Annotated in this window: 16 protein-coding genes, 1 tRNA gene and 1 riboswitch; of the genes, 11 read left to right on the top strand and 6 right to left on the bottom strand. The window is 74.5% G+C overall.

Annotated features, from left to right (window positions below):
* The first annotated feature begins 71 nt into the window (after positions 1-71).
* The 5 genes from MU522_RS07300 to MU522_RS07280 are packed head-to-tail and all read left to right on the top strand — an operon-like array spanning position 72 to position 4,917.
* A complete protein-coding gene (locus MU522_RS07300; protein ID WP_246990411.1) occupies positions 72-1,193 on the top strand; it encodes a glycosyltransferase in 1,122 nt (373 codons plus the stop codon).
* Positions 1,190-2,266, top strand: coding sequence for a glycosyltransferase (locus tag MU522_RS07295; RefSeq protein WP_246990410.1), 1,077 nt, complete (start codon positions 1,190-1,192; stop codon positions 2,264-2,266). The genes MU522_RS07300 and MU522_RS07295 overlap by 4 nt, the downstream gene beginning before the upstream one ends.
* Positions 2,263-3,261 carry a glycosyltransferase gene (locus tag MU522_RS07290; RefSeq protein ID WP_246990409.1) on the top strand — a complete coding sequence of 333 codons (999 nt, stop codon included), beginning with the start codon at positions 2,263-2,265 and terminating at the stop codon, positions 3,259-3,261. Before MU522_RS07295 ends, MU522_RS07290 begins: the two co-directional genes overlap by 4 nt.
* Complete coding sequence (locus MU522_RS07285; RefSeq protein ID WP_246990408.1) at positions 3,258-4,121, top strand: galactosyltransferase-related protein; 864 nt, start codon at positions 3,258-3,260, stop codon at positions 4,119-4,121. The genes MU522_RS07290 and MU522_RS07285 overlap by 4 nt, the downstream gene beginning before the upstream one ends.
* A gap of 10 nt (positions 4,122-4,131) precedes the next feature.
* Positions 4,132-4,917 carry a helix-turn-helix transcriptional regulator gene (locus MU522_RS07280; protein ID WP_246990407.1) on the top strand — a complete coding sequence of 262 codons (786 nt, stop codon included), beginning with the start codon at positions 4,132-4,134 and terminating at the stop codon, positions 4,915-4,917.
* Here the strand turns inward: MU522_RS07280 and MU522_RS07275 are convergent.
* The 3 genes from MU522_RS07275 to MU522_RS07265 form a co-directional block, all read right to left on the bottom strand.
* Positions 4,914-5,345, bottom strand: coding sequence for a hypothetical protein (locus tag MU522_RS07275; RefSeq protein ID WP_246990406.1), 432 nt, complete (start codon positions 5,343-5,345; stop codon positions 4,914-4,916). The genes MU522_RS07280 and MU522_RS07275 overlap by 4 nt on opposite strands.
* Before the next feature lie 106 nt (positions 5,346-5,451).
* Positions 5,452-5,525: transfer RNA gene (locus MU522_RS07270), tRNA-Leu, on the bottom strand.
* A 49-nt stretch (positions 5,526-5,574) separates the two neighbouring features.
* Positions 5,575-5,946 carry a hypothetical protein gene (locus MU522_RS07265; RefSeq protein ID WP_246990405.1) on the bottom strand — a complete coding sequence of 124 codons (372 nt, stop codon included), beginning with the start codon at positions 5,944-5,946 and terminating at the stop codon, positions 5,575-5,577.
* A 42-nt stretch (positions 5,947-5,988) separates the two neighbouring features.
* On the opposite strand from MU522_RS07265, the gene MU522_RS07260 reads away from it, so the two are divergent.
* Together MU522_RS07260 and MU522_RS07255 are read left to right on the top strand one after the other, a co-directional pair.
* Entirely contained in the window at positions 5,989-6,528 is a 540-nt protein-coding gene (locus MU522_RS07260; RefSeq protein WP_128190286.1) for a gamma carbonic anhydrase family protein, read from the top strand.
* A gap of 65 nt (positions 6,529-6,593) precedes the next feature.
* Positions 6,594-7,094: an SRPBCC domain-containing protein gene (locus MU522_RS07255; protein WP_164877175.1), complete on the top strand. Its 501-nt coding sequence runs from the start codon at positions 6,594-6,596 to the stop codon at positions 7,092-7,094.
* Here the strand turns inward: MU522_RS07255 and MU522_RS07250 are convergent.
* Together MU522_RS07250 and glyA are read right to left on the bottom strand one after the other, a co-directional pair.
* Positions 7,091-7,978 carry a bifunctional methylenetetrahydrofolate dehydrogenase/methenyltetrahydrofolate cyclohydrolase gene (locus tag MU522_RS07250; protein WP_246990404.1) on the bottom strand — a complete coding sequence of 296 codons (888 nt, stop codon included), beginning with the start codon at positions 7,976-7,978 and terminating at the stop codon, positions 7,091-7,093. The genes MU522_RS07255 and MU522_RS07250 overlap by 4 nt on opposite strands.
* A complete protein-coding gene (gene glyA, locus MU522_RS07245) occupies positions 7,975-9,306 on the bottom strand; it encodes a serine hydroxymethyltransferase (protein ID WP_281439980.1) in 1,332 nt (443 codons plus the stop codon). Before glyA ends, MU522_RS07250 begins: the two co-directional genes overlap by 4 nt.
* A gap of 38 nt (positions 9,307-9,344) precedes the next feature.
* A riboswitch (ZMP/ZTP riboswitch) is annotated at positions 9,345-9,423 on the bottom strand.
* A gap of 102 nt (positions 9,424-9,525) precedes the next feature.
* Here glyA and MU522_RS07240 point away from each other — a divergent pair.
* The 3 genes from MU522_RS07240 to MU522_RS07230 are packed head-to-tail and all read left to right on the top strand — an operon-like array spanning position 9,526 to position 11,209.
* Complete coding sequence (locus MU522_RS07240; RefSeq protein WP_246990403.1) at positions 9,526-10,296, top strand: SDR family oxidoreductase; 771 nt, start codon at positions 9,526-9,528, stop codon at positions 10,294-10,296.
* Between the two features lie 29 nt (positions 10,297-10,325).
* On the top strand, positions 10,326-10,838 hold the full coding sequence (locus MU522_RS07235) for a DinB family protein (protein ID WP_246990402.1): 513 nt from the start codon (positions 10,326-10,328) through the stop codon (positions 10,836-10,838).
* Positions 10,839-10,849: 11 nt separating this feature from the next.
* The gene (locus MU522_RS07230; protein WP_246990401.1) at positions 10,850-11,209 is read left to right on the top strand and encodes a DUF5655 domain-containing protein; all 360 of its coding nucleotides are present in this window, start codon (positions 10,850-10,852) and stop codon (positions 11,207-11,209) included.
* Between the two features lie 132 nt (positions 11,210-11,341).
* Here MU522_RS07230 and MU522_RS07225 read toward each other — a convergent pair whose 3' ends face one another.
* On the bottom strand, positions 11,342-14,851 hold the full coding sequence (locus MU522_RS07225; RefSeq protein WP_246990400.1) for a proline dehydrogenase family protein: 3,510 nt from the start codon (positions 14,849-14,851) through the stop codon (positions 11,342-11,344).
* 139 nt (positions 14,852-14,990) lie between these two features.
* Here MU522_RS07225 and MU522_RS07220 point away from each other — a divergent pair, with 139 nt between their 5' ends.
* A complete protein-coding gene (locus tag MU522_RS07220) occupies positions 14,991-15,881 on the top strand; it encodes a LysR substrate-binding domain-containing protein (protein WP_246990399.1) in 891 nt (296 codons plus the stop codon).

Here is a 15,881-nt window from a genome sequence, read left to right as displayed (position 1 = left end):
GCCTAGGAGATCGCGCCGCCCGTGCGCTTGTCCCCCAATTCCCAGGGTCGCAGGCGCATACTCCGAGGACCATGCCTCACGCAGACCGCGCCGAGCCGATCACGGAGCGACGGACCATCCGGGTGGCGTCCGTCCCGTCGTCGCACGTCTACGTCCAGCATCTGGCGCCGATCACCGACGCGCAGGAGCTCCCTCGCGTCGAGCGCCTGCCCGATCCGGATCCGGACGATCCGGATCGCCCCGCGGGAGCACGGTGGTGGCCGCCGACGATGCTCGAGCCCGGCTGGGTGCGCGCGCATCCGGACTTCGACCTCATGCACCTGCAGTTCGGCTTCGATGCGCGCACGCCGGCGCAGCTCGCCGAGTTCGTGCAGGCGCTGCGCGAGACGGGCCGGCCACTCGTCTACACGGTCCACGACCTGCGGAACCCGCATCACCCGACGCGGGACGCGCACGACGCGCAGCTCGACGTGCTCATCCCCGCCGCAGACGCGCTCATCACGCTGACCCCGGGAGCGGCAGCGGAGATCCGTCGCCGGTGGGGGGCGGAGGCGCGTGTGCTGCCCCACCCCCACGTCGTCGACCTCGAGACCGTGCGACGCCTCGCGGGGCGGCGGCGGCCGCGCGCGCGCGACGACGAGTTCAGGGTCGGCGTGCACGTGAAGAGCCTGCGCGCGAGCATGAACCCCCTCCCGGTGCTGCGCGTGCTCGTCGAGGCGATCCAAGAGCTGCCGAACGCGGTGCTGCAGGTCAACGGCCACACCGACGTGCTGCGCGCCGGCGACCGGTACGAGCGCCCGCTCGCCGAGTTCCTGCACCGGGCGGCCGCGGACGGGGTGCTGGAGCTGCACGTCCACGACTTCCTCGACGACGACGCGCTCTGGGCGTATCTCGTCTCGCTGGACGTGTCGGTGCTCCCCTACCGCTTCGGCACGCACTCGGGGTGGCTCGAGGCCTGCCGCGACCTGGGCACGGCGGTGATCGCGCCGGACTGCGGCTACTACAGGGAGCAGGGCCCCGTGCTCGAGTACCACAACCGCGACGACGACTTCGACGCGGCATCGCTCCGCGATGCGGTGCGGAGCGCGTACGGAGCGCCGTCGCCGACGCCGCTCAGCGTTGAGCACCGCAGCGCCCAGCGCGACAGCATCGCCCGCGCGCACGCGCTGCTGTACGAGGAGGTGCTGCGATGACGGGCCTGCGGATCTGCCTGATCGCCTCGAGCCGGTTCCCCGTCGCCGAGCCCTTCGTCGGCGGGCTCGAGGCGCACACGCACGCCCTCACGCGCGCGCTGATCGCTCGCGGGCACTCCGTCACGCTGTTCGCCGCCGCGGGCTCCGATCCCCTCCTCGGCGCCCACGCGCTCGCGACCGAGCCCTTCGAGCCGTCGGAGGGCGCGCGCCGCGACGTCGGCGCTCCGCCGCTCCAGTGGATGCAGGAGCACCACGCCTACCTCGGACTGTGCCTGGCGCTGGCCGACTCCGGCGCCGACCGGTTCGACGTCATCCACAACAACTCGCTGCACCACCTGCCGGTCGCGATGTCGAGCGCCATCCCCGTGCCGATGCTCACCACGCTCCACACCCCGCCCACCCCGTGGCTGGAGTCGGCCGTGCAGTACGCCGCCGCGGGCGCGCGGTTCGTCGCGGTGAGCGCCTTCACCGCCGAGCAGTGGAGGCCCTCGGTGCGCAGCGCCGTGGTGTCGAACGGGGTCGACACGAGGCGCTGGGCGGCCGGTCCCGGCGGCGGGCCCGCGATCTGGTTCGGCCGGCTCGTCCCCGAGAAGGCTCCCCACCTCGCCATCCACGCGGCACGACTGGCGTCGATCCCGCTGGACCTCGCTGGACCCGTGCTCGACCGCTCGTACTTCGACGCCGAGATCGCGCCGCACCTCGGCCCGAGCATCCGCTACCTCGGCCACCTCGACACCGAAGCCCTCACGAGGCGGGTCGGCGGAGCATCCGTCACGGTCGTCACCCCCGCGTGGGACGAGCCGTACGGGCTCGTCGCCGCCGAGTCGATGTCGACGGGCACGCCGGTCGCCGCGCTCGCCCGCGGCGGCCTCGCCGAGGTCGTCTCGGCCGAGAGCGGTCGCCTGTGCGCCTCGCAGGAACCCGCCGAGCTCGCCGATGCCATGCGAGCGGCGAGCCGGCTGTCCCGCGAGCGCACCCGAGCGCACGCAGTCGCCCACTGCTCGATCGAGGCGATGGTCGGCGCCTACGAGGACCGGTACGCCGAGCTCGCAGGACTCCGGCACGCCGCATGATCGGCTACTACATCCACCATCACGGCCGCGGCCACCTCTCGCGGGCCGTCGCCATCGCTCGAGCGCTCGACGGCCCCGTCACCGGCCTCTCGAGCCTGCCGCGACCGACGGAGTGGCTCGGCGACTGGGTGCGGCTCCCCACCGACGAGGCGGGGGCCGCCCTCGACCCCGACGCACACGGCGAGCTGCACTGGGCGCCGCTCGGGAACGCAGGCCTGCGCTCGCGCATGGCGCGGATCGCGGAGTGGATCGACCGGCAGCAGCCGCGCGCGCTCGTCGTCGACGTCTCCGTCGAGGTCGGCCTCCTCGCGCGGCTCCACGGCGTGCCGGTCGTGACCATCGCGATGCCGGGGCGGCGCACGGACCGGGCCCATGTGCTCGGGTACGCGATCTCCTCCGCCGTCATCGGCGCCTGGCCGCCCGCGGCGACAGGGATGGGCGGCGGGCTGCCGCCCCTCGACGAGCGGCTGCACGCCGTGGGCGCGATCTCGCGCTTCGCACCTGCTGAGCCTCGAGCACCGGCTCCGCCCGCCGGACCGCGGCGCGCGGTCGTCCTCGGCGGCGCCGGGGGCGACAGCTTCACCTCGGAAGCCATCGGTCGCGCGAGCGCGGCCACCCCGGGGTGGGACTGGCTGCACCTGGGCGCACACGGCACCTGGGTCGACGACCCATGGGGCGCGCTCCTCGCGGCGGACGTCGTCATCACCCACGCCGGGGAGAGCGCCATCGCGGAGGCGGCGGCCGCCCGCCGCCCCGCGATCGTCATCCCCCAGCCGCGCCCTCACGACGAGCAGCGCAGCACCGCCGAGGTGCTGGCCGATCGGGCCTGGCCCGCGCTCGTGCTGCCGGAGTGGCCCGCCGACGGCTGGCCGGCCCTGCTCGAGTCGGCGTCGCAGCTCGACGCGCGCGGATGGCAGGCGTGGAACGACGGGCACGGGGCGGAGCGCGCGGCCGCCGTGGTCGTCGCCGCGTCGCGAGCGAGGAGCGCAGCATGACGCGCGTCGGGCTCGTGACCATCGCCCGCGGCCGGCGCGCGCACTGGGAGCTGCAGACCGCGGCGCTCGAGCGCTCCCTCCGCCGCCCCGACGAGCGCATCCTCGTCACCATGGGCGACCCGTCGCTCGCGCGTGCGGCGCGCGACGCGGGTACGACGGCAGTGCGCGAGACCGACGGAGAGGAGGGGTTGCTGCCGCTCGCCCGCGCGCGCAACCTCGGCGCGCAGGCGGCGCTCGATCGCGGCGTCGACGTGCTCGTGTTCCTCGACGTCGACTGCCTCCCCGCCCCCGCGCTGGTCGGGGCGTACGAGGCGGCGGCGCGTGCGGCCGCGACGCGCGACTGCCTCCTCTCGGGGCCCGTCACGTACCTCGATCCGCCGCCGCCGGGCGGCTACGACCTCGACCGGCTGGCCGAGCTCGACAGCCCGCACCCTGCGCGCCCCGCTCCCGGGCCCGACGAGGTGCAGCTCGGCGGATCCCCCGACCTCTTCTGGTCGCTGTCCTTCGCCCTCACCGCCGACCTCTGGGGTCGCATCGGCGGCTTCCACGAGGGCTATGCCGGCTACGGCGGCGAGGACACCGACTTCGGCTGGACGGCACGGGCACGCGGTGTGCCCATGGCCTGGATCGGCGGAGCTCGCGCCTACCACCAACACCACCCCGTCGAGGACCCCCCTCGACGCCACCTGGACGCGATCCTGCGCAACGGCGCCCTCTTCCACCGCAGGTGGGGCACATGGCCCATGCGCGGCTGGCTGGACGCGTTCGTCGACGAGGGGATCGCGGTGCGGACGGCGGATGGCGGCTACGCCCGCCGCGAGCAGGATCCCGGTCTTCCGCGACGGACGCCGCAGACCTAGGCTTCGCGCCATGAGGGGACGCATCACGGATGTGATGGCCGACATCCTCGACGAGCACGACGTCGCGACCGCGCGCGCGCTGCTCGCCGAGGCGATGCTCGCCGACACGGACACCGAGATGGCGACGCGCGTGAGCGTGCGGGCGGGCCGCCCGGATGCGCTGCTGCGGATCCACGGCCACGGCTTCCGTCCTGCCGCCGAGCTGCTGCCGCGCGCGGCCGACATCCGCGGCCATCCGCTGTACCGCTACCGCGCCAGGACCGGCGACACTCGCCCGACCCGGCTCGAGGACGCCGTGCGCGCCGGCTGCCACCTGGGCGAGGCCACGAGGCGCGTGTTCGAGACGCTGCGGATCTCGGCGCACCAGGTGGAGCTCACAGCCTCGCCCGGCCGTGAGTACGACGGGTGGACGCTCATCGCCCCCAGTCCGATCGGGCGGCTGCAGATGCGGCCGCTCGAGGAGCACGCGCGGCTCCTGCGCGGCCTCGACAGCCACATCGAGCTGCTGGCGCGGATGCGCGCCCTCGCCCCGATCGCGCCCGACGCGGGCGCGCCCGTGCTCACGCCGCGCGAGCAGACGGTGCTGCACCTCATGCACGCCAACTGCACCGCCGCGGCGATCGGCTCGCGCCTCGGCGTCTCGCCGCGCACGGTGCACAAGCACCAGGAGAACCTCTACCGCAAGCTCGGCGCGCGCGACCGGCTCGGCGCCGTGCTCGTCGGGCAGCGGACGGGGCTCCTCCCCTCCCCCGTCGCCGGGGAGGAGCCCGTCGCAGGCTGGGCCGGCCGGGTCTAGGGCAGCTCAGCGGCGCAGGCCTCCACGCCCTCCATGAGCGCCATGCCGAGCACGTCGAACTGCGCCTCGCTCAGGTAGCTGAAGGGCATGTTGCCCTTGCCCTGGTAGGCGGCGCCGCTGCCCACGGTGGCGCGGGAGTGGATGAGCGGCTCCTGCTCCAGCCCCTCGTCGGCCATCCAGTCGGCGACGACCTCGTCGGCGACCCAGCCGCAGTCGGCCTGCAGCTCCGGCGGGATGATGAATATGGCGCCCAGGTCGCTGAGCGAGACCCACGCCGTGCCGCCCTGGATGTGGTGCTGGTAGGCGGCGCCCGCCCACTGGTCGCGATAGCAGTGGTGCGCTGAGGCCGCAGCGGCCCCGACCATGCTCATGGCGGCGGTGAGCGCGACGGCGGCCGTGGCGCGGCGCCCGAATGCGGCGCGGTTCATGGTGTCCTCCTCGACGGTGCCCGGGAGCTGGGGCGCCCCGGATCACCTCGATCATCGACTCGCGGGGGCGGCGAGGGAATGCGCAGAGGTGCGTAGATCCTGGCGGTGCCCCCGCCGGGATTCGAACCCGGACTGCGCGGAGTTTAAGTCCGCCGCCTCTGCCGGTTGGGCTACGGGGGCCGGGCCGCTGCCCGCACCTACGGTACGCGGCGCGCGGGCGAGCGGCGGATCACTCGAGCAGCGCGCGGAAGCGCCTCGGCAGCAGCACGTTCTCGCCCGCGCCGGCGAAGAGCGGCGCGATCTCCTCCGGGCGGTGCCCGGCGATGCCGCAGCCGAGCTCGGTGACGAGGAAGTCGAGCTCCGGATGCTCGGCGGCGTAGCGCAGCAGGGTCGCGACCTCGTCGCGGATGGTGGCGAGCCCGCTCATCGTGTCGACCGCGTACGACTGCCCGTGGTGCCCGTGCCCCTCGCCCCACACGGCGCCGAAGCGCTCGTGCGCGAGGCGCGCCGCGCCGCCGTGGTGGGCGCCTGCGGCGTTGGAGCCGAAGACGAAGACCTCGTTGGGCTGGAGGGCGTCGATGCGGTCGGGCGAGGTGCGCATGCGGCCATCATGGCCCCTCGCGCCCCGGCGTAGGCTGACGCCATGACCGTCCACGAGCGCGCCACGATCATCCCGCTGCCGGGGCACGCGCCCCACCTGCCGAAGTCCGCGCTCGTGATGCCGGGCGCCGTGATCGCCGGCGCCGTCTCGCTGGGCGAGCGCGTCGGCGTCTGGCCCGGTGCGAGCCTCCGCGCCGAGGAGGAGCCGATCACGATCGGCGACGACTCGAACGTGCAGGACAGCTGCTCGCTGCACGTCGACCACGGCTCGCCGCTCCGGATCGGCGCGCGGGTGTCGATCGGCCACAACGCGGTCGTGCACGGCTGCACCGTCGAGGACGACGTGCTCATCGGCATGCACGCGACCGTGATGAACGGCGCCGTCATCGGCACCGGGTCGATCATCGCGGCCGGCGCGCTCGTCACCGAGGGCACCGTCATCCCCGACCACTCGCTCGTGGCGGGCGTGCCGGGCAAGGTGCGCCGCGAGACGACCGAGGACGAGCGGCGCGGCATCGCCCGCAACGCCGAGACGTACGCCAAGCGCATCCAGCTCTACGTCGACGCCATCCACGCGCACTGACCCGCCGGCGCCCTAGCGGGCTGGGTCTGCGGATGCGTAGGCTCGGCCGCACCGGAGGGAGCCACATGCCCATCACACCGACCGGCACGGTCGTGCGGCACGGCGACGCCGCCGAGCTGGTGCTCGAGCGCAGGGTCGGCCACGACGCGATCGCGGTCTGGCCGTACCTCGCGGAGTCGCGCGAGCTCAGCACCTGGTTCGGCGCCTACGTGGGCGACCCCGACTCCGGCGAGGTGGTGCTCGCGATGACCGCCGAGGAGGGCGACGCCACCCAGGCGGTCGAGATCCTCGACTGCGACGCCCCGGAGCACCTCGCGGTGCTGACGACCGACGAGCACGGCTCGTGGAGCCTCGAGGTCGAGCTCGTCGACGGCGGGCACGAGACGGGCTCGGGCACGACCATCCGCTTCACCCACCACGATGTGCCCGCCGCCTCGGTGCCCGACATCGCGGCCGGCTGGGAGTGGTACCTCGACCGGCTGGTCGCCGCGCTCGCCGGGCAGCCGATGCCCGACTGGGATGACTACTACCCGGCGCTGCGCGACGCCTACCGCGGCTCCGACTAGCGGGAGCGCACCGCCTGCTCGGCCATCTGCACGACGTTGTCGAGCAGCATGACGCGCGTCATGGGACCGACGCCCCCGGGCACCGGCGACACCCACGCCGCGACCTCCTTGACGCCGGGGTCGACGTCGCCGAGCAGCTTCACCTTGCCGGTCTCGGCCGACAGCCCGCGCGTGATGCCGACGTCGAGCACCGCCGCGCCCGGCTTCACCCAGTCGGCCTTGATGAGGCCCGGCACGCCCACCGCCGCGACGACGATGTCGGCCTCGCGCACCTGCGCGGCCAGGTCGGGCGTGCGGGAGTGGCAGAGCGTGACGGTCGCGTCGATGCCCTTGCGGGTCAGCAGCAGCCCGAGCGGCCGCCCCACCGTCAGCCCGCGGCCGACGATCGCGACGGTCGCGCCCGCGATCTCGATGTCGTGCCGGCGCAGCATCTGCACGATGCCCGCCGGGGTGCACGGCAGCGGCGAGTCTATCGGGCCGTCGACGCCGAGCACGAGCTTCCCGAGGTTGATCGGGTGCAGCCCGTCGGCGTCCTTCGCCGGATCCATGAGCGTGAGCATCGCGTGCTCGTCGTGGCCCGGCGGCAGCGGCAGCTGGATGATGTAGCCGGTCACCTCGCGCGCCTGGTTGAGGTCGCGGATCGCGGCCCGTACGTCGGCGCTCGACGCGCTCGACGGCAGGTCGACGCGGATCGACTCGATGCCCACCTCGGCGCAGTCGCGGTGCTTGCCCTTGACGTACGACTGGCTCGCCGGGTCGTCGCCGACGAGCAGGGTGCCGAGGCCGGGCGTGACGCCCTTCGCCTTCAGCGCGTCGACCCGCTCGCGCAGCTCCGCCTTGATGGCGGACGCGGTGCGGTTGCCGTCGAGGATCTGCGCGGTCATCGGTCGACGCTCGATCCGAGCTCGTGCACCACCTCGGGCTGCCCGGAGGGTCCGACGCCCGGGTAGAGGGGGAAGGCCTCGGCGAGCGTCGCGACGCGCGCGCGGAGCGACTCGAGGTCGGCGCCCGGCAGCAGCGCGAGCGCGATGACGTCGGCGACCTCGGTGAACTCCTCGTCGCCGAAGCCGCGGGTCGCGAGCGCCGGGGTGCCGATGCGGAGGCCGCTCGTGACCATCGGCGGGCGCGGGTCGTTGGGGACCGCGTTGCGGTTCACGGTGATGCGGATCTCGTGCAGGAGGTCCTCGGCCTGCTTGCCGTCGATCGCGGCATCGCGCAGGTCGACGAGCACGAGGTGCACGTCGGTGCCGCCGGAGCGCACCGAGATGCCCGCGTCCTTGACGTCCTGCTGCTGCAGCCGCTCGGCGAGGATGTGCGCGCCGCGCAGCGTGCGCTGCTGGCGCTCCTTGAACTCCTCCGACGCGGCGAGCTTGAACGCGGTCGCCTTCGCGGCGATCACGTGCATGAGCGGCCCGCCCTGCTGGCCGGGGAAGACCGCCGAGTTCAGCTTCTTGGCGATGTCGGCGTCGTTCGTGAGGATGAAGCCGGAGCGCGGGCCGCCGATCGTCTTGTGCACGGTCGACGACACGACGTGCGCGTGCGGCACGGGGTTCGGGTGCAGGCCCGCGGCGACGAGGCCCGCGAAGTGCGCCATGTCGACCCAGAGCAGCGCGCCGACCTCGTCGGCGATCGCGCGGAACTCGGCGAAGTCGAGCTGGCGCGGGTACGCCGACCAGCCGGCGATGATCACCTTCGGCTGGTGCTCGACGGCGAGGCGGCGCACCTCGGCCATGTCGACGCGGCTCGTCTGCTCGTCGACGCCGTAGGCGACGATGTCGTAGAGGCGGCCGGAGAAGTTGATCTTCATGCCGTGCGTGAGGTGGCCGCCGTGGTCGAGCGAGAGGCCGAGGATCGTGTCGCCGGGCCGGGCGATCGCATGCAGCACGGCCGCGTTGGCGGTCGCGCCCGAGTGGGGCTGCACGTTCGCGAACGCGGCGCCGAAGAGCGCCTTCGCGCGCTCGATGGCGAGCGACTCGGCGACGTCGACGAACTCGCAGCCGCCGTAGTAGCGGCGGCCCGGGTAGCCCTCGGCGTACTTGTTCGTGAGCACCGAGCCGGCGGCCTCGAGCACCGCGACCGGCACGAAGTTCTCGCTGGCGATCATCTCCAGGTAGTCGCGCTGGCGGTCGAGCTCCTGCTGGAGCACCGCGGCGATCTCGGGGTCGACCTCGGTGAGAGGCGAGTTGAACGTGCTGGGCAGGCGGTCGGTCACGGATGCTCCTTCGCTGGTGCGCTGGCGCGCGTCGCTGGATGGGACGCCCAGGCGCGCGGCTCACGGTCGGCCGCTCCCCGGTGGTGCTCCACCTCTGCGCCAGTCACGGCCGCTCTCATGGTACTTGCGCGGGCCCGACGCGGGGGGCACGCTGAGCGGAGGATCTCTCGGGAGCGGCGCCGAGCCGCGGAGCCGCCCCGACCGGTGTGAGGAGCGTCCATGAGTGTCATCGACCTGACCGGCAAGGTGGCCGTCGTCACGGGCGGGGGCAGCGGCATCGGCCGCAGCATCTGCCAGCTGTTCGCGAGCCTCGGCGCGAGCGTCGTCGTGAGCGACATCGCGGCGACCGCCGAGGAGACGGTCGCGACCGTCGCGGGCGACGGCGGCACCGCATCCGCCATGGTCGGCGACATCGGCGACCCGGCCGTCGCCGACGCGGTCGTCGCGGCCGCCGTCGAGCGCTACGGCCGGCTCGACGCGCTCGTCAACAACGCGGGGATCATGGACCGCTTCGCCGGCGCCGCGGGGGTCGACGACGCGCTGTGGGACCGCATCCTGCGGGTCAACCTCTCGGCGCCGTTCTACCTCACGCGCGCGGCCCTGCGCGTGATGCTGCCGCAGGGCTCGGGCTCGATCGTGAACATCGCGAGCGAGGCGGGCATCCGCGGCGCGGCCGCCGGCGCCGCCTACACCGCCTCGAAGCACGGCCTCATCGGCCTCACCCGCAACACCGCGTACGTCTACGCCAAGCAGGGCATCCGCGCGAACGCGATCTGCCCCGGCGGCGTCGAGACGAACGTCATGACGCCGGACATCCAGCAGCACATCGACCAGGAGGGCCTCGCGGCCCTCACGCCCGTGCACCAGTCGGCGCAGCGCGTGGCGCAGCCGATCGAGCAGGCGAACCTCGCGGCGTTCCTCGTCTCGGACGCGGCGAGCAACGTCTCGGGCGCGATCATCCCGAACGACGGCGGCTGGTCGGCGGGCTGAGCCGCAGGGGCGCGTGGTTGGATCGCCGCGTGAGCCACGACCGCGTCCGCGCCCAGCTGCTCGAGGCGCTCGACGCCCAGCGCCGCCACATCCTCGCCGCCATCGAGGGGCTCGACGACGCGCAGCTGCGCACCCCCGCGCTGCCGTCGGGCTGGTCGCCCATCGGGCTCGTGCGGCACGTGACGCTCGGCTGCGAGCGCTACTGGTTCCACACGGTCATGGCCGGCGAGCCGCTCGACTACTGGCCCGTCGAGGACGCCGCGCTCGACGAGGGCCGGCCCGCCGACTGGCGCGTCGAGCCCGACGAGCCGACGGATGCGGTGGTGCAGGAGTACCGCGACGCGATCGCGCGCTCCGACCGGATCCTCGCCGCGCTCCCCCTCGACGCGGCACCGCGCATGCCCGACCCCGACTGGCCGGAGGCGGCGTTCGGCGACCTCGGCGCCGTGCTGCTGCACGTGCTCGTCGACACCGCGACCCACGCGGGGCACCTCGACGCCGCCCGCGAGCTGCTCGACGGCCGCCAGCACCTCGTGCTGTAGCGGGGCGCGGCATGCGGGCACCGGCGGCGGCGCTCTTCGCCGACGATCCGCTCGGCGCCGCGCTGCAGCGCGCGATCGCCGCCCGCGTCGAGGCGCTCGGCGAGGTCGAGGAGCGGGCGTCGCGGACGCAGATCGCCTACCGGCGCCGGCGCACGTTCGCGATCGTCTGGCGGCCCGGGATGGTCGTGCGCTCCGACGTGCCCGTCGTGCTGTCGATCGCGCTCCCGCGCCCCGACCCGTCGCCGCGCTGGAAGCAGGTCGCGCATCCGTCGCCGCGCGTGTGGATGCACCACCTCGAGGTGCGCGACGCGAGCGAGCTCGACGACGAGGTCGACGCCTGGCTGCGCGAGGCCCACGCCGCGGCCGCCTGACCCGCCGCTTCCCGGCCCGCGCGGCCGCCGCCTGCTCCTCCGCGCCCGAACCCGCTCCATCCCGATTGGTCACTCGTTGCTGCCGGAGCGGGCTCCAGGCAGCAACGAGTGACCAATCGGCGGGCGGACGCGCTAGATGAGCGCGTCGGTGAGGTGGTTGGGCGTGCCGAAGCGGTGCGCCGTGATGGCGACCGCCTGCTCCCGCAGGAACGGCAGCAGCTCGAGCCGGCCCGACTCGGTCACCGGGTGGGCGACGATCGCGAGGTCGGGGCGGCCGTCGACCGCCTCCGCGAGCGCGCGCACGCCCTCGGCGACCGCGTCCTCGGCGGCCAGGTAGCGGATGCGGCCCTGCGCGAGGCGCTGCGCCGAGACGCGGAAGGCCGCGTCGTCCTCGACCGCCACGGGGATGCCCGCTGCCGCGAGCGCCGCCCGCATCGCGGGCGCCGGCTCGACCGCGGTCGAGACGCGCACCTCGGCGCCGGCGCGCAGCGCCGCGGCGACCGTGCGCGCGAGCTGCGCGACGCGACCGCCCTCGGCGAGGCGGATGGTGACGCCGGGCATCGGCAGGTGGCGCAGGATGTCGCGCTCGGCCGAGAGGCGCTGCACGTCGAGCGCGACGCCCAGCTCGCGCGACCACACGTGCTGGTCGGAGCCGGCCGCCCGCCGGACGGCGGCGGCCTCGTCGGCCGTCACCGACGCATCTGCCGACCGCGCGAGCGACTCGGCCGCCTCGACGACGACGCGCACGCCCTCGTGCTCGAGGGGCGCGAGCTCGCGCGCCTGCGAGGGGCGCCAGTCGACGAGCGGCATGAGGTAGCTGGGGCCGCCCGCCTTGGTCGTGGGGCCGACCACCGAGCGCTTCCAGCCGCCGAAGGGCTGCCGCTGCACGATGGCGCCCGTGATGCCGCGGTTGACGTAGAGGTTGCCCGCCTCGACGCGCTCGAGCCACGTGCCGATCTCGGCCGGGTCGAGCGAGTGCAGGCCGGAGGTGAGGCCGTAGTCGACCTCGTTCACGAGCGCGATCGCCTCCTCGAGCGTCTCGACGCGCATGATGCCGAGGATCGGGCCGAAGTACTCGGTGCGGTGGTACTCGCTCCCCGGGCGCACGCCCGCGCGCACGCCGGGGCTCCACAGGCGCCCCTCCTCGTCGAGCCGCTCGGGCTCGATCACCCACTGCTCGCCCTCCCCGAGCGTCGTGAGGCCCTCGAGCAGCTTGCCCTCGGCGGGCGCGATGATCGGGCCCATCTGGGTCGTCGCATCCCACGGCTGGCCGACGGTGAGCGAGCGCACGCCGTCGACGATCTGGTTGTGCAGGCGGCGCGAGCGGCCCGCCTGGCCGACCAGGATCGCGAGCGACGCGGCCGAGCACTTCTGGCCCGCGTGGCCGAAGGCGCTCGCGACGATGTCCTTCGCGGCGAGGTCGTAGTCGGCCGAGGGCGTGACGATGATGGCGTTCTTGCCGCTCGTCTCGGCGAGCAGCTGCAGGTCGGGGCGGATGCGCCGGAAGGCCTGGGCGGTCTCGAAGCCGCCGGTGAGGATGACGCGGTCGACGCGCGGGTCGCCGATCAGGCGGTCGCCGAGGCTGCGCTCCCCCAGCTGCACGAGCTGCAGCACGTCGCGCGGCACCCCGGCCGCCCAGAGCGCCTCGACCATCACGGCGCCGCTGCGCGCGGCGACGCGGGCGGGCTTGATGATGACGGATGCGCCGGAGGCGAGGGCGGCGAGCGTCGAGCCCGCGGGGATCGCGATGGGGAAGTTCCACGGCGGGGTGACCGCGATGAGGCGCGACGGCACGGCGACGGCCCCGTCGACCTGGTCGAGGTCGCGGGCCCGCTCGGCGTAGTAGTGGGCGAAGTCGATCACCTCGGAGACCTCGGGGTCGGACTGGTCGAGCGTCTTGCCCGCCTCGGCCGCGGCGACCTCCATGAGGTCGGCGCGGCGCGCCTCGAGCTCGCGGCCGGCGCGGTGCAGGATCTCGGCGCGCTCGTCGCCCGAGAGCGCCCGCCACGCGGCGTTGGCGGCGACGGCCGTCTCGATCGTCCGCTCGAGCTGCGCGGCGTCGCGCAGGGTGCTCTCGGCGACGAGGTCGACGCCGAGCCGCGAGTGCTGGGCGCGCTCGCGGATGCCGGCCGCCCACGCCTGGTTGGCGGGCAGCGACGGGTCGGAGTCGGGCGCGTTGCGGAAGCCGTCGGCGAGCCCCTCGGCGACCGGCTGCGTGCGGTCCTGCACGCGGTGCGTCGCGGGCGCGGGGGCCGCGAGCGCGTCGAGCGATGCGAGGAAGCGGTCGCGCTCGCGCTCGAAGAGGTGCTCGTCGCGCGCGAGCTCGAACACGGCCGACATGAAGTTCTCGCGGCTCGCGCCCTCCTCGAGGCGGCGGATCAGGTAGGCGATCGCCACGTCGAACTCGGCCGGGTGCACGACGGGCGTGTAGAGCAGCAGGCCGCCGACGTCGCGGCGCACGACCTCGGCCTGGCCCTGCGCCATGCCGAGCAGCATCTCGAACTCGAGGCCGGAGCCCGAGCCCGCGCCCGCCTCGATGCCGCGCTGCTTCGCCAGCAGCCAGGCGAAGGCGACGTCGAAGAGGTTGTGGCCGGCGACGCCGAGCCGCACGGCGCGCACGCGCTCGGGCGTGAGCGCCCAGGCGAGCACGCGCTTGTAGTGGGTGTCGCTGTCCTGCTTCGTGTGCCACGTGGCGAGCGGCCAGTCGTGCAGCGACGACTCGACGCGCTCCATGGGGAGGTTCGCGCCCTTCACGAGGCGCACCTTGACGGGTGCGCCGCCGGCGGCGATGCGCCCGGCCGCCCAGGTCTGCAGGCGCTCCATCGCGGGCATGGCGTCGGGCAGGTAGGCCTGCAGCACGATGCCGCCCCCGTACGACTCGAGGCCCTCGGTGGCGAGGATCCGCGTGAAGACCGCCATGGTCATCTCGAGGTCCTTGTACTCCTCCATGTCGAGGTTGATGAAGGTGCCGGTCGCGTGCGCGCGGCGGTAGAGCGGCAGCAGGCGCTCGACGACCTCCTCGACGGCGGCGTCGAAGGCCCACGGCTGGTGCGGCGCGGTGGTGGCCGAGACCTTGATCGAGACGTAGTCGACGTCAGGGCGCTCGATGAGCGCGAGCGTGCCCTCGAGCCGGCGTGCGGCCTCGCGGTCGCCGAGCACGGCCTCGCCGAGGAGGTTGACGTTGAGGCGGGCGCCGGTGGCGCGGATGCGCGCGATCGCGGCGCCGAGGCGGGCGTCGGTCGCGTCGATGATGAGGTGGCCGACCATCTCGCGCAGCACCCGGCGTGCGATGGGCACGACCACCTGCGGCGCGAGCGGCGCGACGCCGCCGCCGAGCTTGAGCGCCTGGCGCATCGGCCAGGGCAGGAAGGCGGGTGCGGCGCCGGCGATCTCGCGGAGCGTGCGGGCGGCGACGTGCACGTCCTCCGGGCGCACGACGCCGTCGACGAAGCGCACGGCGAAGTCGAGGCCCTTCGGGTCGCGCAGCACGCCGGCGAGCTGCTCGGCGCTCGCGTCGGCGGGGATGCGCTCGGCCTCCTCCAGCCACGTGCGCACCTGCGCGACGATGGCGGGCGCGAGCGCGTGGAGGCTCTCGAGCTCGCTCGCGTGGTCGGTCTCGGCGGGGGTGGCGGCTGCGCCCATGCGGCTGCCCTCTCTTCAACTCGTGCTGCGGGCGCGCGAGCGCGCGCCGCGGCAAGTCTGCACCCGCTGACCCATCGCGTACAGTGACGGTTCACGACGGATACCCGTCGCGATCGACGATGCTTTCGAGGGAGGGCCGATGCTCGACATCCGTCGCCTGCGCCTGCTGCGCGAGCTGCGCCTGCGCGGCACGATCGCCGCCGTCGCGACCGCGCTCGCCTACGCGCCGAGCGCCGTCTCGCAGCAGCTCTCCGCGCTCGAGCGCGAGGTGGGCGTGCCGCTCACGCGCAAGCAGGGGCGGCGGCTCGCCCTCACCCCGCAGGGCGAGCTCCTCGCCCAGCACGCCGAGGGCATCCTCACCGCCCTCGAGGCCGCCGAGCGCGCCGTCGCCGCCTCGCTCGGCCGCCCGGTCGGCACGGTGCGCGTGGCGGTGTTCCAGTCGGCGGCGCTCGGGCTCGTGCCGCAGATGCTGCGGATCCTCGCCGGCACGGCGCCCGAGGTGCGCGTCGAGATGGTGCAGCGCGAGCCCGAGACGGCGCTCTACGACACGTTCGTCGGCGACTTCGACCTCGTCGTCGCCGAGCAGTACCCCGGGCACGCGGCACCGCAGCACGCGGGGCTCGACCGGCGGCTGCTCATGACCGACGCGCTGCGGCTCGCCGTGCCGCCGGGCAGCGGCATCCGCTCGCTGGCCGACGCCGCCGGGATGCCGTGGGTGATGGAGCCGGTGGGGGCCGCCTCGCGCCACTTCGGCGAGCAGCAGTGCCGGGTGGCGGGCTTCGAGCCCGACGTGCGCTTCGCGACCGCCGACCTGCAGGCGCAGATGCGGCTCATCGAGACCGGCCACGCGGTGGGCATCATGAACGACCTGACGTGGGCGGGCACGCCCGTGCGCTTCCGCATCGTCGAGCTGCCGGGCGCGCCCCGCCGCGAGGTGTTCACGGCCGCCCGCGCGGCCTCCGACGGCAATCCGGCCATCGCGGCCGTGCGGGCAGCGCTGCAGGAGGCGGTGCCCGCCGGCCTCGCGTGA

Origin of the sequence: Agrococcus sp. SCSIO52902, from assembly GCF_022983135.1 — a bacterium.
Lineage (GTDB): Bacteria > Actinomycetota > Actinomycetes > Actinomycetales > Microbacteriaceae > Agrococcus > Agrococcus sediminis.
Note: the sequence above shows the minus strand (reverse complement) of the source record. Positions and strands in the feature narration are given on the sequence as shown.